The organism is Acinetobacter sp. CFCC 10889 (genome assembly GCF_003268395.1).
In the GTDB taxonomy this organism is placed as follows: domain Bacteria; phylum Pseudomonadota; class Gammaproteobacteria; order Pseudomonadales; family Moraxellaceae; genus Acinetobacter.
The window spans coordinates 45618-71838 of record NZ_LQXQ01000002.1; the positions used below are offsets into that span (position 1 = coordinate 45618).

At 37.1% G+C, this 26221-nt stretch carries 24 protein-coding genes, 1 other RNA gene and 1 pseudogene; 17 read left to right on the forward strand and 9 right to left on the reverse strand.

What is annotated here, in order from left to right:
* Positions 1–23 precede the first annotated feature (23 nt).
* From AVJ19_RS00720 to glnL, 4 genes are all read right to left on the reverse strand, one after another.
* Positions 24–1304, reverse strand: a complete 1281-nt coding sequence (locus tag AVJ19_RS00720) for a hypothetical protein (protein WP_111857926.1) — start codon at positions 1302–1304, stop codon at positions 24–26.
* 85 nt (positions 1305–1389) lie between these two features.
* The gene (locus AVJ19_RS00725) at positions 1390–2766 is read right to left on the reverse strand and encodes a hypothetical protein (protein ID WP_111857927.1); all 1377 of its coding nucleotides are present in this window, start codon (positions 2764–2766) and stop codon (positions 1390–1392) included.
* Positions 2767–3004: 238 nt separating this feature from the next.
* Entirely contained in the window at positions 3005–4495 is a 1491-nt protein-coding gene (gene glnG / locus AVJ19_RS00730; protein WP_111857928.1) for a nitrogen regulation protein NR(I), read from the reverse strand.
* Positions 4482–5591, reverse strand: a complete 1110-nt coding sequence (gene glnL, locus AVJ19_RS00735) for a nitrogen regulation protein NR(II) (RefSeq protein ID WP_111857929.1) — start codon at positions 5589–5591, stop codon at positions 4482–4484. The genes glnG and glnL overlap by 14 nt, the downstream gene beginning before the upstream one ends.
* A 363-nt stretch (positions 5592–5954) precedes the next feature.
* Here glnL and rimO point away from each other — a divergent pair, with 363 nt between their 5' ends.
* The 12 genes from rimO (at position 5955) to lpxA (ending at position 18315) form a co-directional block, all read left to right on the forward strand.
* Positions 5955–7298 carry a 30S ribosomal protein S12 methylthiotransferase RimO gene (gene rimO / locus AVJ19_RS00740; RefSeq protein ID WP_111857930.1) on the forward strand — a complete coding sequence of 448 codons (1344 nt, stop codon included), beginning with the start codon at positions 5955–5957 and terminating at the stop codon, positions 7296–7298.
* 47 nt (positions 7299–7345) lie between these two features.
* Complete coding sequence (pyrH, locus tag AVJ19_RS00745; protein ID WP_111857931.1) at positions 7346–8074, forward strand: UMP kinase; 729 nt, start codon at positions 7346–7348, stop codon at positions 8072–8074.
* Positions 8075–8151: 77 nt separating this feature from the next.
* Positions 8152–8706 carry a ribosome recycling factor gene (gene frr, locus AVJ19_RS00750; protein ID WP_111857932.1) on the forward strand — a complete coding sequence of 185 codons (555 nt, stop codon included), beginning with the start codon at positions 8152–8154 and terminating at the stop codon, positions 8704–8706.
* Positions 8707–8714: 8 nt separating this feature from the next.
* Positions 8715–9467 (forward strand): polyprenyl diphosphate synthase, encoded by a 753-nt coding sequence (gene uppS, locus AVJ19_RS00755; RefSeq protein ID WP_111857933.1) that lies wholly within the window; start codon positions 8715–8717, stop codon positions 9465–9467.
* Positions 9467–10291, forward strand: coding sequence for a phosphatidate cytidylyltransferase (locus tag AVJ19_RS00760; protein WP_111857934.1), 825 nt, complete (start codon positions 9467–9469; stop codon positions 10289–10291). The genes uppS and AVJ19_RS00760 overlap by 1 nt, the downstream gene beginning before the upstream one ends.
* The gene (gene ispC / locus AVJ19_RS00765; protein WP_111857935.1) at positions 10292–11488 is read left to right on the forward strand and encodes a 1-deoxy-D-xylulose-5-phosphate reductoisomerase; all 1197 of its coding nucleotides are present in this window, start codon (positions 10292–10294) and stop codon (positions 11486–11488) included. It abuts the gene before it with no gap.
* 3 nt (positions 11489–11491) lie between these two features.
* The gene (gene rseP / locus AVJ19_RS00770; protein ID WP_111857936.1) at positions 11492–12847 is read left to right on the forward strand and encodes an RIP metalloprotease RseP; all 1356 of its coding nucleotides are present in this window, start codon (positions 11492–11494) and stop codon (positions 12845–12847) included.
* A gap of 42 nt (positions 12848–12889) precedes the next feature.
* Positions 12890–15439, forward strand: coding sequence for an outer membrane protein assembly factor BamA (gene bamA / locus AVJ19_RS00775; RefSeq protein WP_111857937.1), 2550 nt, complete (start codon positions 12890–12892; stop codon positions 15437–15439).
* A 49-nt stretch (positions 15440–15488) separates the two neighbouring features.
* Positions 15489–15968, forward strand: coding sequence for an OmpH family outer membrane protein (locus AVJ19_RS00780; RefSeq protein ID WP_111857938.1), 480 nt, complete (start codon positions 15489–15491; stop codon positions 15966–15968).
* Positions 15969–15971: 3 nt separating this feature from the next.
* The gene (gene lpxD, locus AVJ19_RS00785) at positions 15972–17042 is read left to right on the forward strand and encodes a UDP-3-O-(3-hydroxymyristoyl)glucosamine N-acyltransferase (protein ID WP_111857939.1); all 1071 of its coding nucleotides are present in this window, start codon (positions 15972–15974) and stop codon (positions 17040–17042) included.
* Positions 17043–17044: 2 nt separating this feature from the next.
* The gene (gene fabZ, locus AVJ19_RS00790) at positions 17045–17530 is read left to right on the forward strand and encodes a 3-hydroxyacyl-ACP dehydratase FabZ (protein ID WP_111857940.1); all 486 of its coding nucleotides are present in this window, start codon (positions 17045–17047) and stop codon (positions 17528–17530) included.
* A complete protein-coding gene (lpxA, locus tag AVJ19_RS00795) occupies positions 17527–18315 on the forward strand; it encodes an acyl-ACP--UDP-N-acetylglucosamine O-acyltransferase (protein ID WP_111857941.1) in 789 nt (262 codons plus the stop codon). The genes fabZ and lpxA overlap by 4 nt, the downstream gene beginning before the upstream one ends.
* An 82-nt stretch (positions 18316–18397) precedes the next feature.
* Here the strand turns inward: lpxA and AVJ19_RS00800 are convergent.
* Positions 18398–19257: pseudogene (locus AVJ19_RS00800) on the reverse strand (YbgF trimerization domain-containing protein).
* Positions 19258–19573: 316 nt separating this feature from the next.
* On the opposite strand from AVJ19_RS00800, the gene ffs reads away from it, so the two are divergent.
* An RNA gene (ffs, locus tag AVJ19_RS00805) (signal recognition particle sRNA small type) lies at positions 19574–19670 on the forward strand.
* Positions 19671–19753: 83 nt separating this feature from the next.
* Here ffs and AVJ19_RS00810 read toward each other — a convergent pair.
* The 4 genes from AVJ19_RS00810 to AVJ19_RS00825 form a co-directional block, all read right to left on the reverse strand.
* Positions 19754–20347 carry a regulatory protein RecX gene (locus tag AVJ19_RS00810; protein ID WP_111857942.1) on the reverse strand — a complete coding sequence of 198 codons (594 nt, stop codon included), beginning with the start codon at positions 20345–20347 and terminating at the stop codon, positions 19754–19756.
* Positions 20348–20491: 144 nt separating this feature from the next.
* Positions 20492–21541, reverse strand: coding sequence for a recombinase RecA (gene recA / locus AVJ19_RS00815; RefSeq protein WP_111857943.1), 1050 nt, complete (start codon positions 21539–21541; stop codon positions 20492–20494).
* 157 nt (positions 21542–21698) lie between these two features.
* A complete protein-coding gene (locus tag AVJ19_RS00820) occupies positions 21699–22157 on the reverse strand; it encodes an RNA-binding S4 domain-containing protein (protein WP_111857944.1) in 459 nt (152 codons plus the stop codon).
* On the reverse strand, positions 22141–22827 hold the full coding sequence (locus AVJ19_RS00825) for an HAD-IA family hydrolase (RefSeq protein ID WP_111857945.1): 687 nt from the start codon (positions 22825–22827) through the stop codon (positions 22141–22143). Before AVJ19_RS00825 ends, AVJ19_RS00820 begins: the two co-directional genes overlap by 17 nt.
* A gap of 493 nt (positions 22828–23320) precedes the next feature.
* On the opposite strand from AVJ19_RS00825, the gene AVJ19_RS00830 reads away from it, so the two are divergent.
* The 4 genes from AVJ19_RS00830 (at position 23321) to AVJ19_RS00845 (ending at position 26202) form a co-directional block, all read left to right on the forward strand.
* A complete protein-coding gene (locus tag AVJ19_RS00830; RefSeq protein ID WP_111857946.1) occupies positions 23321–23902 on the forward strand; it encodes a lysozyme in 582 nt (193 codons plus the stop codon).
* 131 nt (positions 23903–24033) lie between these two features.
* Positions 24034–24885, forward strand: a complete 852-nt coding sequence (locus AVJ19_RS00835; RefSeq protein ID WP_111857947.1) for a 3'(2'),5'-bisphosphate nucleotidase CysQ family protein — start codon at positions 24034–24036, stop codon at positions 24883–24885.
* Positions 24886–24946: 61 nt separating this feature from the next.
* The gene (locus AVJ19_RS00840; protein WP_111857948.1) at positions 24947–25684 is read left to right on the forward strand and encodes a histidine phosphatase family protein; all 738 of its coding nucleotides are present in this window, start codon (positions 24947–24949) and stop codon (positions 25682–25684) included.
* 50 nt (positions 25685–25734) lie between these two features.
* On the forward strand, positions 25735–26202 hold the full coding sequence (locus tag AVJ19_RS00845; RefSeq protein ID WP_111857949.1) for a hypothetical protein: 468 nt from the start codon (positions 25735–25737) through the stop codon (positions 26200–26202).
* Positions 26203–26221 lie beyond the last annotated feature (19 nt).

Consider the following 26221-nt stretch of genomic DNA (forward strand, 5'->3'; position numbering starts at 1 on the left):
TTAGAGGGTATCAAGGGAAATAGTTAACTTTTATTTTTTACATATTCCATGATAACTCGCTTGGTTTCTTCAATAACTTTAAATCTTTCCTGATTATCTACACGATTTTCATTAAAGTTTGTAAATACTTTGTCTAAAGTTTTTTTATATTTTTCATCTATTTTAGTATACATAGACAGTTTATATAGACTATTAATTAAACCGACATTAACACGATCAACAACACCGCCATTTTCAACAAGCTCCAAGTCTTTATAAAAAATTCCTTTCGGATGAAAAACTAATTCTGCCAGATCATGAATATCTGTAATACTTGAATATGTATTTAAAGAAATATTCAGTTGTTCTAAAAATAATGAAAATAAATTCATTTCATTTTTTTCTAAAATAAAACGTTCGAGTTTTTTTCTTTCAGGATAATTTTCTAAGGAAGATAAATTGTTCGACCAAAGAGACATATTAAAACTATTATTCTTTATTGGATAGGATTTTATAGAAAATTCATTATTTTTTAATAAAACCTCCTCTTCCTGAGAGAGGAATAACTTGATAAAACTAAATCCATTATAAGCTATTCTTAAATCAAAATATTCTCCTCTTTTATCATACTTAATATACACATCAAAATATTGTATAAGCTTTTCTAATTCTTTTTTAAAATAGATACCGTAATATTGTCCTCTAGCATCAAACTCTTTATCAATTTTTTCTACTTCAAATTGGCGACCAACAGGATGTTGCTGCATAAAAGCTAATACAATATCTTTCATTTCTGTGACATTTTGAGGCGTCGAATCTAATGTCACAGGTACGCTAGGGGCTTGAGCAGTCAACTCAGGATAAGAATTCAATATGGTATTAAATATGTGCTTTCTAGCGATTGAATCTGAAGGGATTAAATATCCATCCATTGTGCCATAAGCACATACACCTGATTGGTCTATAGCTTCATATAATGCTCGCTTAAATTCAGCACTGTCAGCATTGGCAAGTGTATTTTCATCCTCAAATACTAAACATGGGCTGTTATTAAAATAGCCTTGTTGTTCTATAATCAAGTCTGATAAACCTTCAAAGTAAGCTTGATACTCGAGTTTATTTAAAGTTTGTATTATACAACTAAAAAATTTTTCAATATGTGGTGCTGGATGTTCTTTATCCTTATAAAGCTTATAAATTTTTTGTCTAATCACCATTTGCATAGTGTCGGGATCATTATGATCCAAATGCCGTAATGCATCATTCCATGCTTGATTGCTTAGATCAACTTCAGGTTCCCATAAATAAAGTTCGTATGTTGCCATTTTTTATTTCTTCTCTATTTGTCTATAAATATTAAAAAATAAACTATTTAGATAGCTTATTTTCTATAAAAACTGCTCGTTTAGTTCAGAATACGGTAGGATTTACTAAATAGTCATTGAAGAAATTTACATCTCTAAATACTTCCTCCATTCTTTTTTTCTTTCTTTCTTTTACTGCTTCTGAAACAGTATCTGGATATTGATAATTTAAGGCGTATTCTTCTATTTTTTTTCTCTTTTCTGGGTAAATATTACCATAAGTAAATAATCGGTATGCCAACTCTAATTGCTCATTACCAAAAGGACTGATTTCACGATTATAATAATCTGGTAAAATAAAATCATCTTCCACGCTAAAAATAGTCTTGTCAGAATAAATATACAAATCAACAAACTTTTTTATACTATCTATAGATGCAAATAGACTCAAACAAGCATCCAATTGTTCTAAAAAAACATTAAAGTATTGTGTATCTTTTTTGTCAAATATAAAACCTCTTATATCATGTCTAGCTCCATATTTATTTTCAAATTCTTGAACAAATTTTATAAAACCAAGATTAAAGTTAATGTTCATTGAATTAATGTTAATTTTTTCTGAATCTGAATCTGAATCTGAATCTGAATCTGAATCTGAATCTGAATCTGAATCTGAATCTGAATCTCTATATATGTCTTTACGTCCATTAGAATAAAGAGCAAAAAAATCATATTTAAAAAAGAGAGGAGAGGCTCTTAATTGAAACTCTTCCCATTTTTTAGAATAGATCAAGTCAATATTGAATTTTTGTTTAACCCCATTCCCACATATCCTTTTAAAGTATAAGCTATATCCTTTTTCTATTGTATTTAGTATTTTATTTTCTCCTTCTAGCTCAAAGTAACGACCCAAAGGATGTTGTTGTAAAAATAAAAACATCATCTCTCGCATTTCTTTTATATCTTTGGGAATATGTGCCAGACTATTTATTTTTTTAGATTTTTTAACTACTTTTAATGGAGGATAAAGCTGAAGAGCATCTTTTAAAGCATTATCTCGAGTATATACGTCAGTATTACACAATAAGTCATCCATTGAGCTATATGCACAAATTCCTGAGTGCTCAATTGACTCATATAAAACTCTTTTAAACTCTTGACTTGTTTCATTACCAAGTAAATTTTCATCGTGCCATACAATTCGTCTAGTACGTTTGACAACATCTAGATCATTTTCAATTCTTTGATCCATGCCCTCAAAATAATCCTGATATTCTGGTCGCTTGACCGCTTCATAAAGATATTGAAAGAATTTAAGCAAGTGAGGTGCATCTGCCTCTATGTCCTCATGTTTATAATAGATCTCATTGCGTACTTCATACGCTATTTCAAAAGTATCCTCTGCATCCGCTAAAATTTTCTGCCATTGATCGTCTTCTAAATCAACTTCAGGTTCCCATAAATAAAGTTCGTATGTTGCCATTTTTATATGCTCATCATGTGTGGAGTTGTTATAAATAAATGTTCAAAATTGCTGAAAGTGTATTGTAAATAATCAATATTTTTCTAAAGCAGAGTGTAATCCATCTTTATTCTAATTGTTAGTAAAATTAAAAATATCAGAATTTAAAGAAGTTTAAAATATGGCATCGGATTGTATGATGAAAAATAGAAAACTCGAAAGTTTTCTATTCTCCAATTTAGTTCACTAAAACTGAATATTACTCATTCACTGCTTTATTGCTTTCATCTTCTTCGTCATCATCCGCAGAGTCCATACCTAACTCTTTGAGTTTACGTGTCAAAGTGTTACGTCCCCAACCAAGTAACTCAGCAGCATGGCGTTTACGACCACGTGTTTGTTGTAATGCAGCATTAATCAAGGTGCGTTCAAACATCGGTGTGGCAATATCAAGCAATTTCATTTCGCCATTTTTCAACTTTTGAATTGCCCATTGTCCAAGTAACTCATCCCAATGATGTACGGCGATTCGATCAATTCCACCTTGCGCTTTGTTTTGTTCATCGGCTTTATTGAGTGGGATTTGCTTCAACTCAGAAGGCAAGTCTTCAGGATAAACTTCACGTCCTGTGATCATCACGGTGAGCCAACGACAGGTATTTTCCAATTGACGTACATTACCCGGCCAAGGCAGTTGTTTAATATAGTCTTGGGTTTCTTGACGTAATATTTTTGGGCTAACGCCAAGCTCTTTACCTGCACTGGCTAAAAAGTGCTGTGCAAGCATTGGAATATCTTCACTACGATGAGCAAGCTTTGGAATGTGAATGCGGATTACATTTAAACGGTGATATAAATCTTCACGGAAACGTCCATCATGAACGAGTTTTTCTAAATCTTGATGCGTTGCTGCCACGATACGAACATCAACACGCACAGGAATATGCCCACCTACACGGTAAAATTCACCATCAGCTAACACACGTAATAGACGAGTTTGTGTTTCAAAAGGCATATCACCGATTTCATCAAGGAAAAGTGTTCCGCCATTGGCTTGTTCAAAGCGTCCTTGACGTTGTGTGTTTGCCCCTGTAAAAGCACCTTTTTCATGTCCAAAAAGTTCGGTTTCGATTAAATCTTTGGGAATGGCTGCCATATTTAAGGCAATAAAAGGTTTACTGCTGCGTGGTGAATGGCGATGTAGCGCATGTGCAACAAGTTCTTTACCTGTGCCTGATTCACCATTGATCAATACAGTAATGTGTGATTGCGATAAGCGTCCAATCGCGCGAAACACTTCTTGCATTGCAGGTGATTCACCAATGATTTCAGTGGAATGAATCGGTGGTGCGCTCTTCGCTGATTCTTGTTGTTGTAATTTATTGATGTGCATAATGGCACGATTAACCAATGCCAGTGCTTCATCAATATCAAATGGTTTTGGAAGATACTCAAAAGCACCTGTTTGATAACTCGATACCGCAGATTCTAAGTCTGAATGTGCAGTCATGATGATCACAGGTAAGTCAGGAAAATTTCCTTTAACTTTGCCTAGAAATGTTAAGCCATCAATACCCGGCATGCGAATATCAGTCAGGATGACATCAGGTGTGTCCGTATTAAGCTGATCTAAAGCAGATTGAGCTTCTTCAAAGCTTGTTACATCAAAACCTTCTTCTTTGAAAGTCTTTTCTAGTACCCAGCGCATTGCACGATCATCATCAATGACCCAGATTTTATTTTGTGACATGGTGAGACTCCCAAGGTAAATATAAGCTAAATACGGTTTTGCTTGGAACAGATTGGCATTCAATCATTCCGTTATGTTGATGCATGATATTTTGTGCAATACTCAGTCCAAGACCTGTGCCTTTGGCACGTCCTGTAACCAGTGGGTAAAAAATAGATTCTAAAAGTTCTTGTGGAATACCTGGACCATTGTCTTCAATATCGATACGAATTGCTGATTTATTGAGTACACCATTAATAGTAACAAGACGTTGAATACGGGTACGTAAAATCAACGCAGGCTGATGATCGACAAAAAATTCTTTATTTTCAGTCATGGCTTGTACAGCATTGACACTGATATTCAGCATGACTTGAATCAGTTGATCACGATCTGCATAGACATCAGGTAGAGAGAGATCATAATCACGGGTAATTTTAATTTTCTTTTTGGTTTGGTTAATAATTAAAGCACGGACACGTTCAAGCGGTTCATGAATATTGACAGGCTCATAGCTTGGTAGTTGACGAGAGCCGAGCATAGTATCAGCAAGATTACGCAGACGATCCACTTCACTGATGATAATGTCAGTAAATTCACTATATTGTGGATCATTTAAACTTCGTGCAAGTAGTTGTGTTGCACCTCGAATTCCACCTAACGGATTTTTAATTTCATGTGCCACACCACGTACCAACTGGCGAGTGATTTGATGTTGTTGAATCAGGTTTTCTTCTTTGGAAATTTTTAGCATCCGATCAATCGGATTAAGCTCAATCAGAAGTAGAGGGTGATAAGGCTTACCTGTATTGAGCTGAGAAACAGAGTAGTCCACATGCATGTCTTTAAAGTTGACATTAATAATTGCTTCACGGCGAGTATAAGCTTGACCTGTGGCAATCGAATTTTGGAGTGCATCAAGCGTATTAAAGTTATCATTGGGCGCATGTAAAATATTAATAACAGGTTGACCTTTTGCCCGTAGTAAGCTGATATCGAATAAAGCTTCGCAAGATGAATTTAAATAAAAAATATTTAAGTCACAATCGACTAAAAGTATCGCGGTGGTTAAATTATCCACCAATAAACGATAATCAATGTTTGGGTGTTGATCCATTAGCAGAACTTTCCTGTTTTAAAATAGCGCAATGGCATCTGAACCTGATGTATTGAATTCTCTAAAAAGACAATTCATTGTTGTTAAATCGACCTGATATAAAGCAATAACTAAGCCAACTTTTCATATTTGTGCAGAATTTTAGAGCGCTCAATAAAATATGCGCACAAATTGCACTTTCCATCGGTTTGCATGTCTTGTTTCATCATACTGGAAAAACAAAATGTTCTAAAATGGTGCAATTGCATTATTTGCAATTATTTATGGTTGTATTTTGGTGCATTATGCAAAGAGTGACTATTTCAACTATTTTTATCGCGAGAAAAGACATACAATACGCGCATTCTAGTGGAGCGCAGATTCATGAAGTCCCCCAAAGTCGGTTTTGTTTCTTTAGGTTGTCCTAAGGCATTGGTAGATTCTGAACGAATTTTAACTCAGTTAAAGACTGAGGGTTATGATGTGGCATCGGATTATGACGGTGCTGATTTAGTTGTTGTAAATACCTGTGGTTTTATTGAATCTGCAGTACAAGAGTCTTTAGACGCCATCGGTGAAGCGATGAGTGCCAATGGTCGTGTGATTGTTACAGGCTGTTTGGGTAAAGATGAAGACAAAATTCGTGCAATGCACCCTAATGTTTTAAAAGTAACAGGGGCAGCCGCATATCAAGAAGTGATGGAAGCTGTACATGAGTACGTTCCTGAGCCACCGAAGCACAATCCATTTATCGACCTTGTACCTGAACAAGGGATTCGCTTGACCCCAAAACATTATGCTTACTTAAAAATATCAGAAGGTTGTAACCATCGTTGCACATTCTGCATTATTCCAAGTATGCGTGGTGATTTGGTGTCTCGTCCTGTTGGTTCGGTACTCAGTGAAGCACAGGCATTAAAAAAAGCAGGCGTAAAAGAAGTCTTGGTTATTTCTCAAGATACTTCAGCTTATGGCGTAGACACCAAATATAAGTTGGATTTTTGGAATGGTCAGCCTGTTAAAACCAAATTCTATGACATGTGTGAAGCACTCGGTCAGCTTGGGATTTGGGTGCGTTTACATTATGTCTATCCTTATCCACATGTCGATGCAGTCATTGATTTGATGGCACAAGGCAAAATCTTGCCTTATTTGGATATTCCTTTTCAGCATGCCAGTCCACGCATCTTGAAATTGATGAAGCGACCAGCGCATAGCGAAAATACTTTAGAGCGTCTAAAGCTTTGGCGTGAAAAATGTCCTGACTTAGTGATTCGTTCAACCTTCGTGGTGGGTTTCCCCGGCGAAACTGAAGAAGATTTCCAAATGTTATTGGATTGGTTGCAAGAAGCCAAACTTGATCGTGTAGGTTGCTTTACCTATTCACCTGTTGAGGGTGCGACAGCAAACGACTTGCCTGATCACGTGCCTGAAGAGATCAAGCAACAACGTTATGAACGTTTTATGGAAGTTCAGCAAGCGATTTCAGCAGCAAAATTGCAAAAACGTATTGGTCAGACTATGACTGTGTTGGTCGATGATTTGGAAGAGGAATTCCCAGTCGCTGTAGCACGTTCTTATGCAGATGCACCTGAAATTGATGGTAATGTTTTTGTTGAAGATATTGATAAGTCTTTGATCAAAGCAGGTGACTTGCTTGAAGTCGAAATTACCGATGCTGATGAATATGATCTATATGCAAAATTGATTCGCATTCAATCCGCTTGAACATTTGAAATTTTAAAATATTAAGTATAGAAATTGGAGTTTTGACAATGTTAGATTCAAAAAAACCACGTTTTGAACGTATTTTATTGAAATTATCAGGCGAGGCACTTGCTGGTAATAAAGACATGGGTATTGATGCGCAAGTTTTGGATCAAATGTCATTGTCAATTGCACATTTAGTTGGTCTTGGTGTGCAAGTTGGGATCGTGGTTGGTGGTGGTAATTTATATCGTGGCAGCCAATTGCAAAAAGATGGTCTTGTGGGGCGTGTAACAGGTGATCAAATGGGTATGCTTGCAACCGTGATGAATGGTTTGGCATTACGTGATGCTTTGGTGCGCCGTAATATTAAAACTCGTTTGATGTCTGCATTACCGATCGGTGCAGTGGTTGAGTCTTACTCAAGCCGTGATGCGATTCGTCATTTGACTCAAGGTGAAGTGTGTGTGTTCGTTGCGGGAACAGGTAATCCATTCTTTACAACTGATACAGCAGCATGTTTACGTGGTATCGAAATCGAAGCGGATTTGATTTTGAAAGCAACCAAAGTGGACGGCGTGTATAACAAAGATCCAAGTAAATATGATGATGCTGTGAAATATGAAGCACTGACGTTTGACCAAGTGTTGGATGAGAAGTTAGGTGTGATGGATTTAACGGCAATTTGTTTATGTCGTGACCATAATGTGCCACTACAGGTGTTCGATATGAATAAAGCAGGTTCATTACTTTCTGTTGTGATGGGTGAAAAAGAAGGAACTCACGTTACAAATTAATGTACGTGAGCCATAATACGCTTTATTCTGCTGCAATTTTAGTTATACAATTTAGATAAATAAGTAAGGAAGATCATATGATTAACGATCTTAAAAAAGATGCTGAAGACCGTATGAACAAGTCACTTGACTCGTTAGAACATGGTTTTGCAAAGGTTCGTACTGGGCGTGCGCATCCATCGATCCTCAATGGTGTAATGGTTCCTTACTACGGTTCTGATGTGCCATTAAACCAAGTTGCAAATATTGGTGTGGAAGATTCACGTACTTTATTGGTTCAGCCGTTTGAGCGTTCAATGGTCAATGCAATCGATAAAGCGATTCGTGAATCAGACTTGGGTTTAAACCCAGTCACTGCGGATGCGATCCGTGTTCCGATGGCGGCATTGACTGAAGAAACACGTAAAGACATGTTGAAAGTTGCACGTAATGAAGCTGAAAATGCTAAAGTTGCAATTCGTAACATTCGCCGTGATGTGCTGGGCGATATTAAATCATTATTGAAAGATAAAGAAATTTCTGAAGATGATGAACGTCGTGCAGGCGATGATATTCAAAAAATCACGGATAAATTTGTTGCTGAAGTCGATAAGCGTTTAGCTGCAAAAGAAGCTGATTTGATGAAGGTCTAAAACTGATAATGACCACATCTGAAGACAATCATCTTCCTCAACATGTTGCCATCATCATGGATGGCAACAATCGTTTTGCGAAAAAGAAACAATTGCAAAAAGGTGATGGACATCGTGAGGGTAAGAATGTTCTTGACCCGATCGTGGAGCATTGTCGTAAAGTAGGTGTGCAAGCACTGACAATATTTGCATTTTCCAGTGAAAATTGGAATCGTCCGCAGTATGAAGTGGATTTGTTAATGAAATTGTTAGAAGAAACAATTCATGAGCAAATTCCTCGTATGGAAAAGTTTGAAATTTCTTTACGTTTTATTGGTGATCGTAGTCGGCTTTCTCCAGCGCTGAAAGAATTAATGTTGCATGCTGAACAAAGGACTGCTAAGTTCAGTCACATGACCTTAACAATTGCGATCAGTTATGGTGGTATGTGGGATATTGCGCATACTGCACAGAAAATAGCGCAATTGGTAAAAGATGAAAAAATTGATGTGAATCAGATTGACACTGAAATGTTTGGTCAAATGGTCAGTTTGGGTGATTTAGCACCTGTTGATCTATTGATTCGTACAGGCGGTGATTTTCGTTTATCCAATTTTTTACTTTGGCAGGCTGCCTATGCTGAGTTGTATTTTACTCAGACATTATGGCCTGAATTTACTGTGAAAGAATTAGAATATGCGTTTAATGTTTTTTCGGGTCGGGAACGACGTTTTGGGAAAACCTCTGAACAAATTCAACAAGAGCATATAGAGAATTTATAATGTTAGAGCGGATAATTACCGCATTGGTATTGGTTGCAGTCGTACTGAGTTGTATGTTTGCAACAACTTCACAATATCCAATGTTAGTGTTAATGATTATCGCAGCTGGGGCGGCAGGTTATGAGTGGTTCAAACTCATGCCTCATCCTACTCAAACTGTGTCTAAACTAAAAGCAGCTTGTTTTGGTGTATTTACCGCCTTCATTTCTGGTTTGGCTCTATATTTTAGCGATCTTGCATTGATTTTGTGGAGCGCATCTATTCTGACATGGTTATGTAGCTTGTATTGGGTAAAATCCTATCCTGAATATGATGGTTGGTATAATGCAACACTGAACGTGATTGGTTTGGTGTTGATCAGTGCCGCAGTTACAGCGATTTTCAAGGTTTGGGAAAGCTCGCCGTGGTGGTTGATGTACCTATTCCTGTTGGTTTGGGGGGCGGACAGTGGTGCATATTTTGTTGGGCGTAAACTTGGTAAGCGTAAACTAGCACCTGATGTCAGCCCAAATAAATCGATTGAGGGTTTGTTGGGTGGTATTGTGACTGTTGCAATCGTGATTGTGATCGTGCAATACAATTACTTAGAGCTCACGCTTCCACAACATATTCTGTTTTTAATTCTCTCTATTATTACTGTGTTTAGTTCTGTGTTGGGCGATTTATTCGAATCAATGATTAAGCGTCGTGCAGGAATTAAAGACTCAGGTCGTATTTTGCCAGGTCATGGTGGAGTGCTAGATCGTATTGATTCATTGCTTGCAGCAGCACCAATTTTTGCTGCGGGTATGGCTGTATTAAAACTTATTGGTGTAAATTTGTAGATGTCACAATCTGTTTGTATCTTAGGTGTTACGGGTTCTATTGGTCGCAGCACATTAAAAATTATAGAACAACATCCTGAAACCTATTCAGTTTTTGCAATTTCGGCCTATAGTCGAATTCAAGAACTGAGGGAAATTTGCAAACAATTTCGACCGAAAATTGTGGTTGTGCCTTCAGAAAAGGTTTCTGAATTACAACAACTGTTGCAGCAAGAAAATTTGCAAGAGATTGAAATACTTTGTGATGAAGCAGGTTTGATTACAGCTGCCTCATGTTCTGAGGTGGATGTTGTGATGGCGGCAATAGTGGGGGCAGCGGGTTTGTTGCCAACACTTGCAGCAGTCAAAGCAGGTAAGCGCGTTTTGCTTGCCAATAAAGAAGCTTTGGTGATGTCGGGTGATTTAATGCTGCAAGCGGCAAAAGAGCATCAAGCATTGTTGTTACCTGTGGATTCTGAACATAATGCTATTTTCCAATGTCTTCCACAAAATTATTTACAAATAGAAAAAAATGGTGAGCCTTTACTGGGTGTGCAGCAAGTGTTGTTAACTGCATCAGGAGGACCTTTTTTAAATCATAGTCTTGAACAATTACAAAAAGTTACCCCTGCACAGGCTTGTAAACACCCAAATTGGTCGATGGGGCAGAAGATTTCTGTAGATTCTGCAACTTTGATGAATAAAGGTCTAGAATTAATCGAAGCGTGTCATTTATTTTCAATTAAAGAACAATTTGTTACAGTTGTTGTTCATCCACAAAGTATTATTCATTCAATGGTTCAATATGTAGATGGTTCAACTTTGGCTCAAATGGGTAATCCTGATATGTGTACGCCGATCGCACATGCGCTCGCATGGCCTGAGCGTATTACCACACATGTCCCACCTTTAGATTTGTTTGTACACGCTCAGTTAGACTTTCAACAACCTGACTTAGTGCGTTTTCCTGCATTAAAATTGGCACGTCAAGCAATGCAGGCGGGTGGTTTGGCACCTGCTATTTTAAATGCTGCCAATGAAATTGCTGTTGCTGCATTTTTGAATGAAAAGATTCAATTTTTAGATATTGCGCAAGTGGTTGAACATACTTTAAATCACGTTCACAATGCTTCGGCAGAGTCGATTGAAAAGATTTTGTATACAGATCAAGTTGCACGAAACATTGCCACTGAACATATTGCGCAGTTGGAAAGTTAATTTATGAGTGTTTTATTTATCATTGTTGCTGCCATTTTTCTATTGGGTCCATTGATTGCGATTCATGAGTTTGGGCATTATTGGGTTGCACGAAAGCTGGGTGTGAAAGTTTTAGTGTATTCAATCGGTTTTGGTCCAACAGTGTTGAAATGGACATCGAAAAAATCAAATATTCAATACCAAATTTCGGCATTACCACTCGGTGGTTATGTGAAAATGTTGGATGAGCGTGAAGGTAATGTGAGTGCAGAAGATTTACCGTATGCATTTAACCGTCAATCGCCATGGAAGCGCATTGCTATTGTTGCTGCAGGTCCATTAATCAATTTGATCTTTGCAATCTTCTTGTTTTGGATTTTATTTTTACCCGCGCAAGAGCAATTGAATACTCGTGTAGGAAAGATTTTACCAAATACACCTGCGGCAACAGTACAGATGCAGCAAGGCGATAAAATTATTGCGATTGATGGTACACAAACAGCTACATGGGAAAAGCTGAATTATGCTTTGGTTGATCGTGTTGGAGAGACTGGACATATTGATGTGCAGGTTGATCGTAATGGTCAAATCAAAACCTTTGCATTACCAATACAAGCTTTTCTAAAAGATCAAACTCAGTCACCTTTTGATGTATTGGGTTTTGTGCCTTATCGTCCACATATTGCAGCAGTTGTGTATGATTTGAGTAGTGATGGTGCAGCAATTCGCCAAGGTATGAAAAAGGGTGATGAAATTATTGCCATTGACCAAGTTAAAATGAAAGATTGGTTTGATGTGGTAGATGTAGTACAAAAATCACCTGAAAAACTGCTCAATATTGATGTGTTGCGCCAAGGGCAAGTGGTACATTTGCAAGTGATGCCACAAGGTCAACGTGACAATATGGGTAAAGTGACAGGAATGCTTGGCGTACAAGCACAATCAGGTAAAGCCAATATCCCTGCAGAATATAAGCAAACAATTCAGTATAATCCTGCGGAAGCTTTTGTTGTTGCTGTGGAAAAAACAGGGCAACTTTCGGGCATGATTTTAAACTCGATGGTGAAAATGGTACGTGGCTTGATTGGCTTAGATAATTTATCTGGTCCGATTACCATTGCTAAAGTCGCAGGTCAAAGCGCAGAAATGGGTTGGCAAACCTTTATTTCATTTATGGCTTTGATGAGCGTAAGTTTAGGTATTTTAAACTTATTGCCGATTCCAATGTTGGATGGCGGGCATTTGGTGTACTATTTTATTGAGGTTTTACGTGGTAAACCTGTTTCTGAACAAATACAATTGGTTGGACTAAAAATTGGTATGGTACTGCTTGGAAGTATGATGCTTCTAGCAATATTTAATGATTTTATGCGTTTATAATAGCGCAAGAGTGAAAAATTAACTTACTGGAAAATAATAGGCATGCAGCACTCACATTTATTTATGCCATTGGCGCTCGTTATTGCGATGGCGGCAGTACAGCACGTACATGCAGCAGATGAATTCATTGCGCGTGACATTCGTGTGGATGGTTTGGTTCGTTTAACCCAAAGTAATGTGCTTGCTTTGCTTCCGATAAATAGTGGTGATCGTGTCAACGATCCTGCGATTGCGGATGCGATTCGTGCATTGTATGCCTCAAATTCCTTTGATGATATTCAAGCAACGCGAGAAAATGATGTTTTAGTTTTTAAAGTGGTTGAACGTCCAATCATTTCAAAAATTAATCTGAAAGGTAATAAGTTAATTCCTAAAGAAGCCTTAGATGAAGGTTTGAAAAAAATGGGATTGGCTGAAGGTGAGGTGCTTAAAAAGTCATCTTTACAAACTTTGGAAACAGAATTAGAACAGCAGTACTCACAACAAGGTCGTTATGATTCAGATATTACTGTTGAATCTATTGCACGTCCAAATAACCGTGTTGATTTAAATATTGACTTTAATGAGGGTAAGCCTGCTAAAGTTTTTAATATTAATGTTATTGGCAATACTGTTTTTAAAGATGAAGATATTAAACGTGCTTTTGCAGTAAAAGAAAGTGGTTGGGCATCAGTTCTAACGCGTAATGATCGCTATGCACGTGAGAAAATGTCTGCAAGCTTAGAAGCTTTGCGTGCGATGTATTTAAATAAAGGTTATATCAATTTTGATATTAACAGTTCTAATTTAAATATTAGTGAAGATAAGAAAAATATTTTTATTGAAGTCTCTGTTGATGAGGGTGAGCAGTTTAAATTTGGTGAGTCTAAGTTCTTAGGTGATGCGCTGTATAAGCCTGAAGAATTAAAAGCATTACAAATTTATAAGGATGGCACAACTTATTCGCAAGAGAAGGTCAATGCGGTAAAACAGTTGCTACTTCGTAAATATGGTAATGCGGGTTATTACTATTCAGAAGTTAATGTTGTGCCTGAAATTAATAATGCAACACATACAGTGGATTTAAATTATTATATTAACCCAGGTCAACAGGTCACTGTGCGTCGTATTAACTTCACAGGAAATAATAAAACTGCTGATGAGGTTTTACGTCGTGAAATGCGCCAAATGGAAGGTGCTTTGGCAAGTAATGAAAAAATTGAACTGTCAAAAGTACGTTTAGAGCGTACAGGTTTCTTTAGTAAAGTTGATTTAAAACCTACTCGTATACCAAATCAGCCTGATCAAGTTGATTTAAATATTGAAGTTGAAGAGCAGCATTCGGGTACGAGTACCTTAGCAGTAGGTTATTCACAAAATGGTGGTATGACATTCCAAGCAGGAATTAGTCAAACCAACTTCTTAGGTACAGGGAATCGTGTTTCAATTGATTTATCGCGTTCTGAAACGCAAGATTACTATAATTTAAGTGTGACTGATCCGTACTTTACTATTGATGGTGTAAGTCGGGGTTACAACTTGTACTACCGTAAAACTAAACTAGATAATGATTATAACGTCAATAACTATGTCACAGACAGTTTCGGTGGTGGTATTAACTTTGCTTATCCTATTGATGAAAATCAAAGCTTAAGTGCGGGTCTAAACTTAGATAGCACCAAAGTAACAACAGGTCCTTTTGTATCAACATACGTTCGTGACTATTTATTAGCAAATGGTGGTAAGGATACACATACATCAGAAATATGTACTGTTGAACAAGAACTCATTTATGGTGATCCAGACAACCCTAAAACCCCTACAGGTATTGAGCCATGTCCACCTGATAAGATAGAGACATATCAGGATAAGTTTGAGGGGGATTTCTTAACCTATAACTTAAATTTAGGTTGGTCATATAATACTTTGAACCGTCCAATATTCCCAACTAGTGGTATGTCACACCGTATTAATGCTGAAATTGCTTTACCAGGTAGTGACGTTGAGTATCAAAAAGCAGTTTATGATGCGCAAGCTTTCCTCCCATTAGGTAAAGACTTTGTTCTACGTGGTTATGGTAAGCTGGGCTATGGTAATGATCTACCATTTTATAAAAACTTCTATGCGGGTGGTTATGGTTCGGTACGTGGTTATGATAACAGCACTTTAGGTCCAAAATATCCTGGCGTTCAATTTAATGAACGTAGAAGAATTGATGCTGAAAGTGGTGCGGATCCAAGTCCTGAGGAAGTAGGGGGTAATGCTTTAGTACAATTTGGTACTGAACTTGCTTTGCCATTACCATTTAAAGGAGATTGGGCTCGTCAAGTGCGTCCTGTAATCTTTGCGGAAGGCGCACAAGTCTTTGATACACAATGTGATGTACCTAAGGGTAAATTATATTTACAAGGAACCACTGATGGTGTGGATGCGCAACAATATTGTAAAGATAATTTCGGCTTTGAGCTCGACAATATGCGTTATAGTGTGGGTGTAGGCTTCACATGGATCACGATGATTGGTCCATTATCATTGAGTTATGCATTCCCGCTGAATGATAAACCAGGTGATGAAACTAAAGAGATTCAATTTGAAATTGGTCGAACTTTCTAAGTTCGATCATTGGGTACTTTAAAATTTAAAATATAGTTAGGATTAAATGATGAAAAAAATAGTATGTGCATTGATCGGTTTAGGATTCACAGGCTTAGCAAATGCTGCAGGCTATGGTGTTGTTGATATTGAAAAAGTGGTTGAGAGCAGTGCTTATTTAAAACAGCAAAATGCAAGCTTAGAGCAAACTGTGAAGCCAGAATCGGCAAAATTAGAGAAAATTTCTAAAGATATTCAAGCATTGCAACAGCAAGCTCAAGCAAAAGGTGCAAATCCTGAGCAAATTCAAAAGCAATATCAAGCGAAAGTGACTGAATATCAATCTATTCAACAAGCGGTGCAAACGAAAGTTCAAACAACCATTCAAAATACCAACAAGGTTTTTGAAGAGCGTGTTAAACAAGCTGCTGAACAATTGCGCCAAGAGAATGGTTTAGATATGGTTTTGAATAAAAATTCAGCTTTAGCCTATGACGCAAAGAATGATTTAACTGCTAAAATGATCCAAAAGGTTAATGCAATTAAATAATCAATGACATCTCATCAATTTCATCTCGATGAATTAGCTCAACTTGTTCAAGGTGAGCTAATTGGTCAATCTGATCTTGTTTTAGTGGGGCTATCCAGTCTAGAGCAAGCTCAGTCTAAACATCTTTCTTTTGTAAACGGCGACAAATATCTGCAACAAGCACAAGTTTCAAAAGCAGGTGCTTTGATTGTAACCGCTGCTTTAAAAGCTCAATTAAGCAATCATCATAATTTTATTGTGGTGGATAATCCTTATTTGGCATTTGCGATTTTAACCCATCATTTTGAAGATAAAGTGCTGAAACGTGGTGTGGAAATCACTGCGCAAATCGCAGATTCAGCGATGATTTCAGATCAAGCTTATATTGGTCATTATGCGGTTATTGGTGAAAACTGTGTGGTCGGGGATAATACGGTTATTCAATCTCATGTACATCTAGATGACTACGTTGAAGTCGGAAAAGATTGTTTTATTGATTCGCATGTGACGGTTACAGGAAGATCCAAAATTGCCAATCGTGTGCGTATTTACGCCAATACTGTGATTGGTGGTGAGGGTTTTGGTTTTGCGCCTTATCAAGGGAAATGGAATCGTATTGTGCAATTAGGCTCGGTTCAAATTGGTAATGATGTTCGAATTGGTTCAAATTGTAGTGTAGATCGTGGTGCTTTGGATGACACAATTTTGAAAGATGGTGTCATCATTGATAACCTTGTGCAAATAGCACATAACGTGGTTATTGGTGAAAATACCGCAATTGCTGCAAAATGTGGTATTGCAGGCAGTACCACGATTGGCAAAAACTGTATCCTTGCAGGTGCTGTTGGTGTGGTAGGTCACATTAATATCGCAGATAATGTGACAATTACAGGAATGTCAATAGTGACAAAAACTATTTCTGAAGCAGGTTCATACTCTTCAGGAACTGGGCAGTTTGAAACAAAGCATTGGAAACGTACAGTTGTTCGTCTGCGACAATTAGCAGATGTGCCATTGACCAAGATAGTCAAACAGCTAGATCATATGCAGGCTCAAATTGAGCAACTTGAATCAACTTTAAAATCGCGTAAATAATTATGACTGAGTCAAAATCTCTACCTTTTACGGTTCCTGAATTACCAATGCAAACCCAAACGATTCGTGACTATTTGCCGCATCGTTATCCGTTTTTGTTGGTTGATCGAGTTACTGAAGTAACAGAAAATAGCATTACTGGTTACAAAAATGTATCCATTAATGAGGAATTTATGCAAGGTCATTTCCCTGGTTATCCAATTATGCCAGGTGTATTGATCGTCGAAGCGATGGCACAAGTTTCGGGTGTACTGGGCTTCATTATGAATAATGAGAAACCTAGACCTGGTTCATTGTTCTTATTTGCTGGTGCAGAGAAAGTACGTTTTAAGAAACAAGTCGTTCCTGGTGATCAACTTGTGCTAAAATCTGAATTACTTATGCAAAAACGTGGCATTTACAAATATTTATGTACTGCTAGTGTAGACGGCATGGTAGCAGCAACCGCTGAAATTATCATTTCACATCAAAAATTAGAGCAGGCATGAGCAATACAGACCTCATTCATCCAACCGCTATTATCGATGCTACAGCACAGATTGCACCTGACGTAGAAATTGGACCTTATTGTATTATTGGACCTCATGTAAGTATTGATGCGGGTACGAAACTTCATTCACATGTTGTGGTGGGTGGGTTTACTCGCATTGGTAAAGACAATGAGATTTTCCAGTTTGCAAGTGTTGGTGAAGTTTGTCAGGACTTAAAATACCAAGGTGAAGAAACTTGGTTGGAAATCGGTGATGCGAATAAAATTCGTGAACACTGTAGTCTGCATCGAGGAACGGTACAAGATCAAGGTCTAACAAAAGTGGGTAGCCATAATTTACTGATGGTGAATACTCATGTTGCGCATGATTGCCAAATTGGTGATCATAATATCTTTGCCAATAATGTTGGGATCGCTGGGCATGTACATATTGCGGATTATGTGATTATCGGTGGTAACTCTGGTATTCATCAATTCTGTAAAATTGATGCATACAGTATGATTGGTGGTGCATCCTTAATTTTGAAAGATGTTCCAGCCTATGTGATGGTATCAGGTAATCCTGCACATGCTTTTGGTATGAATGTAGAGGGCATGCGTCGTAAAGGTTGGTCTAAAAATGTAATTCAGGGCTTACGTGAAGCATTTAAATTGATCTATAAAGATGGTTTAACGACTGAACAAGCAATTGCAAAAATCACAGCAGAGATTTTGCCTGAAGTGCCTGAAGCACAGCTTTTATTGGATTCTTTGATTGAGTCAAAACGTGGAATTGTACGTTGATTTGATCGCCTAAATACATAGTCATAAAAAAGACATCCTGCGTGATGTCTTTTTTATTTATAAAATATAATGGCTTAAAAGCTTAACTATTTTTTAGATAATTGGCTTCTTCTGAATCAGGAAATGCTGTTAATAATTTGTTTTTATAAACATCTGCTGTTTGTGGGTTCTGATTCACTTCGGTCGCGATGCTGTATAAGCGATATAAAGCACGTGGTGTTTTAGATGAGTTACTGTATTTGGATACAATGACTTCATAATTTTTTTTGGCTTCTTCATAATTTGGTGGTTCAATCGCTAAATTAAATTCTGCTAACCAAAAATAAGCATTGCCTGTATAGACTCCGTTAGGATTGTTTTTAATAAAATTTTGCATTGGTTCGATGGCTTTTTGAGCACCTCCTTGTTTATAGGCATCTAATGCAATGGTATATGCGGCTTTTTCTAAGTCTATAGCATTACTCGCATTCGCACTGTCTTGTGTTGATGTTTCGGTTGAATCTTGTGAATTAGGTGTGGTTGCAATAGGTGCTGAATTTTGAGTCTTTGGTTCAGTGGTATTTGGATTGATAGGAGCCTGATCATCTGAATTTGTTTCATCAGGATTTGTTTCATCAGTTGCTTCAGCAGCCTCTAACTTTTGTGTCATCAGTTCTAAACGTTGATCTAAGTCAGTATAACGGTTGCTGAGTTCTTTATTCAGTTGTTCAATGGCATTGTCTTGTTCTTCAATCTTGCCACGTAGCTCTCGGATTTGATTTTCTAATTGTTGATTTTTTGCATCAAATCCCAATTCATATTCCCTGTAATTGGGGTAGATGAACCAGAAATATTGCTATTTGAGCTTTGATTACTCAAACCTCGTGATTCAATTGGAATAGCATACAAAGTCGCTGAACTTAAAAGTGCGAGAGAAAAGAGCGCATGCTTTTTTAGCATAATGTTAAATCCATAATAGTAGCTTTGTTGACTTTATTTCTTATTGAGAAATTCGTCATATCATTCGAGAATGGGTTTTATTTAAAACGGCTCAGCAGGGAAAAGCAAGTCACTTTTACAATGTTCTAGCATTTCTTTAAGAATGTTCTTATTTCGCACTGAATATAGAAGGAATATTGGAGTTTTTTGAGTTTATGCTGCTGTTTTTATTACTATTGCTGAGTAATTAATCAAACAGTCATAAAAACTGTTAAAAATGAATATGAGCACTTGCAAGAAATTTAAAAATCTCTATACTCTGTTCTTGCAATGGTAGCCCTACTGGTGGCTTCGCAATTGTACTCTGAAAACCCCGCCAGGACCGGAAGGTAGCAACGGTATCAGAAATATGATGTGCCGAAGTTTTGCTAGTAGGGCTGCCACCAGATTTTAAAAGAATAAACTGAATTTTCACATTTTTTATTTCATTCAATATCTTTACCTTAAACTTAGCATTAACCTAAAAATCATTCGGTTTTTTACGAATAGCTTTCATAATTACATCCATTTCAAAACCACGATATTGTAAAAAACGAATTTGTTTGGCTTTTATTTTAGGGTCTGTACTGACTTCTGTACCATATTTTTTGACTTTGAGTTGGTAGGCTTGTTCATACCAGTCGATTTCTTTTAAATCCTCAGCCACTAAGGTTTTGTCTAAATGTTTGCTGCGTAAAGCCATTTTGATACGATTTGGACCTTTGCCTTGACGGATTTGGCTGCGGACAGTCATTTCAGCAACACGTTGATCACTTTGATAATTTTCTTCTGCTAATTCATCGACTAAGGCAATAACTTCTTCTCTATTTGCTGCATAAAGACATAGTTTTTCGATCAAGTCTGCTTTTGAGTACTCTCGGCGTGTTAACTTTGCAAAGGCATAAGAGCGTAGGCGAGTACCTGTTAAGCCTTGGTTTTTTGCTTGATGTTCTTGTTCGAAGTTGAGCGCATGTTCATCTGCGTTTGTAGTGTTATTTTCATTGGATACTTCATCTGAAAATTGTTGTTTCAATGCTTCATAGTTCAGCATTTTCGGAAATTTAGGAGATGACATAGCAGTAGAAGAAACTTTAACCTTTAAATGATACGTTGCTATTTTAACGCTTTCTGTTGATATTCCAAAACTTTGACTATGTTTGGACGTGTTATGATAAAAAACGCCCAAATTTGGCGTTTAATTTTTCAATTTAGTGCTGAATTAAGCATCTAAAAATTCTGGTTCTACTTCATCATCTTCTGCTGAAGATGGTGCAGCATTTGTTGTGGTGAGTAATTTCTCACGAATCAATTTCTCGATTTCAGCTGCCATTTCAGGATTTTCTTCCATGTGGCGAATGGCGTTATTTTTACCTTGACCGATTTTATTGCCATTGTACGAATACCAAGCACCTGCTTTGTTTACGATGTCTTGTGCTACAGCAAGGTCGATTAATTCACCTAAATGATTGACACCTTTACCGTAAAGAATTTGGAACAGTGCTTCACGGAAAGGAGGAGCCATTTTGTTCTTCACCACTTTAACACGGGTTTCTGAACCAATGATTTCATCACCTTCTTTCACTTGACCGATACGGCGAATATCAAGACGTACAGAAGCGTAGAACTTCAATGCGTTACCACCAGTTGTGGTTTCAGGGCTACCAAACATCACACCAATTTTCATACGAATTTGGTTAATGAAAATCACCATACAGTTTGAACGCTTGGCATTACCTGTGATTTTACGCAATGCTTGGCTCATCAAACGCGCTTGTAAGCCCATGTGCGAGTCGCCCATTTCACCTTCAATTTCAGCTTTTGGGGTTAATGCAGCAACAGAGTCGACAACGATCATGTCAATCGCTCCAGAGCGTACCAACATATCTGCAATTTCAAGTGCTTGCTCACCATGGTCAGGCTGTGATACCAATAAATTGTCAATATCTACACCAAGTTTACGTGCATATTGTGGGTCAAGTGCATGTTCGGCATCAATAAAGGCACATGTGCCACCAGCTTTTTGACATTGTGCAATCGCTTGTAAAGTCATTGTGGTTTTACCTGAAGATTCAGGACCATAGATTTCAACAATACGACCTTTTGGCAAACCACCAATACCAAGTGCGATATCTAAGGTTAAAGAACCTGTTGATATAGACTCTACTGCTTGCACAGTATTCTCACCTAAACGCATCACTGTATTTTTACCAAATTGTTTTTCAATTTGACTTAACGCAGCATTCAGCGCTTTACTTTTATTATCATCCATTTTGAAACCTCAAAACTATATAAATTCACTATTCACTAAAGTGGATGTCTTTAAATTTGATCTTCGTCCACAAGAGCAATAGTGACAGAAAAAAAATGTCTCATCTACATCAAATTGCGTTATTGCGACACAGAATGTCGCATTAGCAATTTAATTTTTATTCATCATGATATGACCAATTTTGCTCATAACCTGCATCATTTTCTTGTCTAAATCGACTGATGTCTCGGCGATCTTTTTTGCTCGGTCGGTGCTCAGGTCGTGCAAGATTATGCAATTTTCTTTGGGTTGAAATCAATTCCCGTCGTGCAATACTGACTTCGGTTTCTTCATAGAGCAATTGGGCGGCAGGCGCACCACCACGTATATTGGATAGGGCTTTGACCATGACTGTTTTGCGGTCAAAACCTTGTTGAATAGTGAGTTCCATACCGATGCGAATTTCTTTTGACACTTTGATGCGTTCATTATTGTGGTGGACTTTACCACCTTCGATTGCTGCTTTAGCAATAGAACGGGTTTTAAAAAAACGAGCAGCCCACAGCCATTTGTCAGCACGTACGCTATCTGTTTCTGGAGAATTTTGATCTTTATGGTTTTTAGGCTGTTTTGACATCGACATCCTTGCTTTGATATTGCGCCAATAATGGCAATAATTCAGTTAAATTGTGAATCGCTGGATAATGTAACTCTAATGGATTACGTGCAGCTTTTAAACTAGAAGGTTGGGTAATGGTGATCAGATTTTTAATTCCGAAATTTTTTGCTCCTTCTAGTACAGGCGCAGTATCATCAATCATAAATGCATGTTGCGGGTCGAAAGGGTGCTTTTGTTGTAAAATTTGCCAAAACTCAACAAATTCTTTGGAATAACCAAACTCTTGACTGCTGACAATGACTTCAAAATAGGGTGCAAGATCAACATTTTCTAGTTTTAATTTTAAACCTGCACGGTCAGCATTGGTCAGTAACCAACAACGATAGCCTTGTGCGTTTAAGCTTTCTAATAATTCGATGCAACCGATGCGTGGTTGGATTTTATCTTGAAAATCATATTGTAATTTTAAAACATCAACACCGACTTTTTCACTCCAATATTGCGATGAATACCATAGAATCGTGTGTTTATGTTCTTGATAAAATTCAAATAAAGTTGCTTTACTTTGTTCAAGTGAGCATTGATGGGTTTGCGCATGCCGTTCAGGTAATTTTTGATTCCAAATGAGATCGTCAAATGCGAGATCAAGAAGTGTTCCATCCATATCGAACATCAGGATAGGCTGCATAGTTTAACTACCTTTATTTTTAAAAGTACAATGAGTGCTTAAAATAAAGCAAAGTTCATTGATTTTTGAGGAATAATTCAAAATTGAAGGTTTTGAAATATAGATCAATTTTAATGATGTTATACACCACATCAAAAATAATGTACAAATTGATGTACATTATTTTACGTATGACTTGAGATTGAAGTATAGCGCTAAATATTGAGGGGGCGAATAAAATCTAAAAGCCCGTATGATGATTTCTCTAAGTTTTTAATTGAGTGATGATTTATAAGCTTTAATTATCATTGTTGATTGGAACTCTAGATTTGATCATCATTTTTCTCTTAGGATGAATTTAGCCAGTATGAGAAGTTTTATATTTGATGCATTAAAAATGCTTTGTCTAAAATTAGATTAACAAATTCAATCCATAATATATTTTTATTTTTGATCAATAGGCTGTTAAATAGTGAAATGAAAGCTCATTTTCTAAATTATTTGAGGAATGAATATGCGCTGGCAAGATGTATTTCGTGTTGTTAAAGAAATCTTAGAGCGTAGCCTTAAACAGCCAAATTCAGCGGATATCGCAACAGCAACAGACACTGATCATAGCCAAATTGCAGTTGCAACAGATTTAGCTCAACGCCAAGTCAGTGTTCGTGGACGAGAGCAGATTTGCAGTTTTGAGGGATTGGAGCTGACTGCCTATGATGATGGAACGGGGTGTTGGACGATTGGCTATGGGACTACACGTTATCCTGATCAAACTGTTGTGAAAGCATTTGATACTTGTAGTGTAAATGATGCGAAACGCTATATGCAGCATGACTTAAAAAAGTTTGAAAATGCAGTCAATCAAGCTGTTACAGTGAATTTAACCCAAAACCAGTTCGATGCATTGGTGTCTTTAACTTATAACATCGGTATTACAGCATTTAAAAATTCAACTTTGTTACGTCATTTAAATGCAATGAATTATCATAAAGCTGCTGAGCAGTTTGATGTGTGGGTTTATGCAGGTGGTCAGCGAATGCAAGGCTTGATCAATCGTAGAGCAGTAGAAAGGGCATTATTTGAGAAAAGAGCATAAAATTATCACTATTCAATGCTCATTTTCTGTGATTCAAACATATTTTGTCGTTAAAACATAGATGTCATTTTTTGATGTTAAAATATGCCGTTTAAAAATCGACATTTAAAAAAGCAGGTAGGTTGCACGCAATGTTTATTACCACCCAAGCACCACAAGATGAGCAAATCCTAAATTTAACTCCAATTTTGGCACATGCAAGCCAGATTTTGTTGGATGAATATGAGGCATATTGTGCTGGGCGTGAGTTTAGGATTGATGAAAAGCCAGACCATTCACCTGTGACCCAAGCAGATTTGAAAGTAAATGCTTATTTATTAGAACAATTGGCAATATTAACCCCTGATATTCCTGTGATTTCTGAGGAAAGTGATTATTCTGAGCGTCAAGCGTGGAATGTCTGTTGGATGCTTGATCCTTTGGACGGTACAAAAGAATTTATTCATGAGCGTGATGAATTTACCATTAATTTAAGTCTGATCCAAAATCATCAAACGATATTTTCCATCATTGCTGTACCAACTGAGCAAGTCATGTATGTCGGTTATCTCACTGAATTACCTTACAAATATTCATTTAGTCAAAAAGTATGGGAACGCTATAGCAAGTTTAAAGATGTCGAAACAGATGCTATTCAAGTGGGTTTAAGTCATAGCAGCAAAAATCCTAAATATCAGCAATATATTGATTATATTGAACAAGAAAACCCTGTGATTAAACGTGAAGCGGGGAGTGCTTATAAGTTTTGTATGATGCTTGAGGGTGAAATTGACATTTACCCACGTTTTCATCCGACTTCTGAATGGGATACCAGTGCAGGACAAGGTTTACTTGAAAGTATTGGCGGTGGTTTGGTGAGTTTGAAAGCACAAGCCTTTACCTATAACCAACGTGAAACAGTATTAAATGATGGTTTTATCGCCTTTAGAGATAAAGAAAATCAGAAAATAGCATTAGATGCACTCAGTAACGTGTCTTTATAAGATTGAGAGTTTTTTTCGGCATGGTATAGTAGGCAAGAGCTAAAAAATAAACTGAGTCTGTATGGCGCTTGAGTTACTGCCAAAAAGCATGTTGAAAGCAATAGATTTATTGCCTGACCCGAAAATCCCTGTGACTTTGTTTACACGCCATTCGATTCGTGAAATGGTGAGTGGACAGGGTTTAGCAGGTTATGACTTACAGTTAACGTCACAAGGGCGTGATTTGGCGCAGGCTTGGGGTTCATATTTAACTGACAATACAGACCGTGTGATTCAGCATTGTATTTCTAGTCCGATTCAACGCTGTGTTGATACTGCGGCATTGATGATCGAAGGGGCAGATTTATCAAGTCCTGATCATAATACTCATAGAATTGAAATTGTTGAACAGGGTTTGTTGGTTGAGCCTGGAAGTTTTGTTCTTGATATTCAACAAGCTGCGCCATATTTTCAAAAGCAAGGTGCATTGGGCTTTATCAATAGTTTTGTCAATAATGCCTTGCCAGGAATGAAGCATCCGATTTCGGGTGTGGTTGATGTTTTAGAGTTGATTTATAACACACATCCGCAAAATGCACAGGGTTTAAGCTTGGCGGTCAGTCATGATACGATCTTGGCAGCCATTATTGCAGTAATTTCAGGGCGTCATCAGGTGGACAAAGCAGATTGGCCACAAATGATGGAAGGGTTATTCGTGTGGTTTGAGGGTGATCATTTTGAGGATAGTAATTTAAAATGGGTTTGGCGTGGTGAAGTTAATCAGTTATCAATTCGAGATTTTCAAAAGTTGGAGAATTAAATAGATCTGAAATTATAATAAAATTCATTCAGTAGGAATAATAGTTTCAAATGGATATGAAAATATTTAAAAATAAAATCATCCAATCAATTGGACTTGTTCTTTTGGTGATTGTGATTTGGAATATTTTTCGATTTTATCCGCAGAGCACGATTACTTTGCAAAATGTGCAACAGCAACCACAAATTATTATCAACTTTACATCACTCAAAGATTTTGGAACACGTGGCTTCTTTGAGGTGAATAGTCGTTTATTTTGTAACTCAGATGATCATTCACACTTAACGGCGTGGAATTTTATTCCTACAGGTCAAGAATATATCGGTTTTATTGAGAAAATGCCTGCACAATTTGATTCACAACAACAGCGTTATATTTATCATATTTCTCTTGATCTCGATGAGCAGCAAAGACAAGAAATCCAAAATAAAAAGCTACAATGTCGTGTGATGACGGGGCATTATTTAAGAGGTTTTATTCGTTCAAATGTGATTGAATTTACATTGAATAGAGAGTGAATCGAATTTTAGATACAAA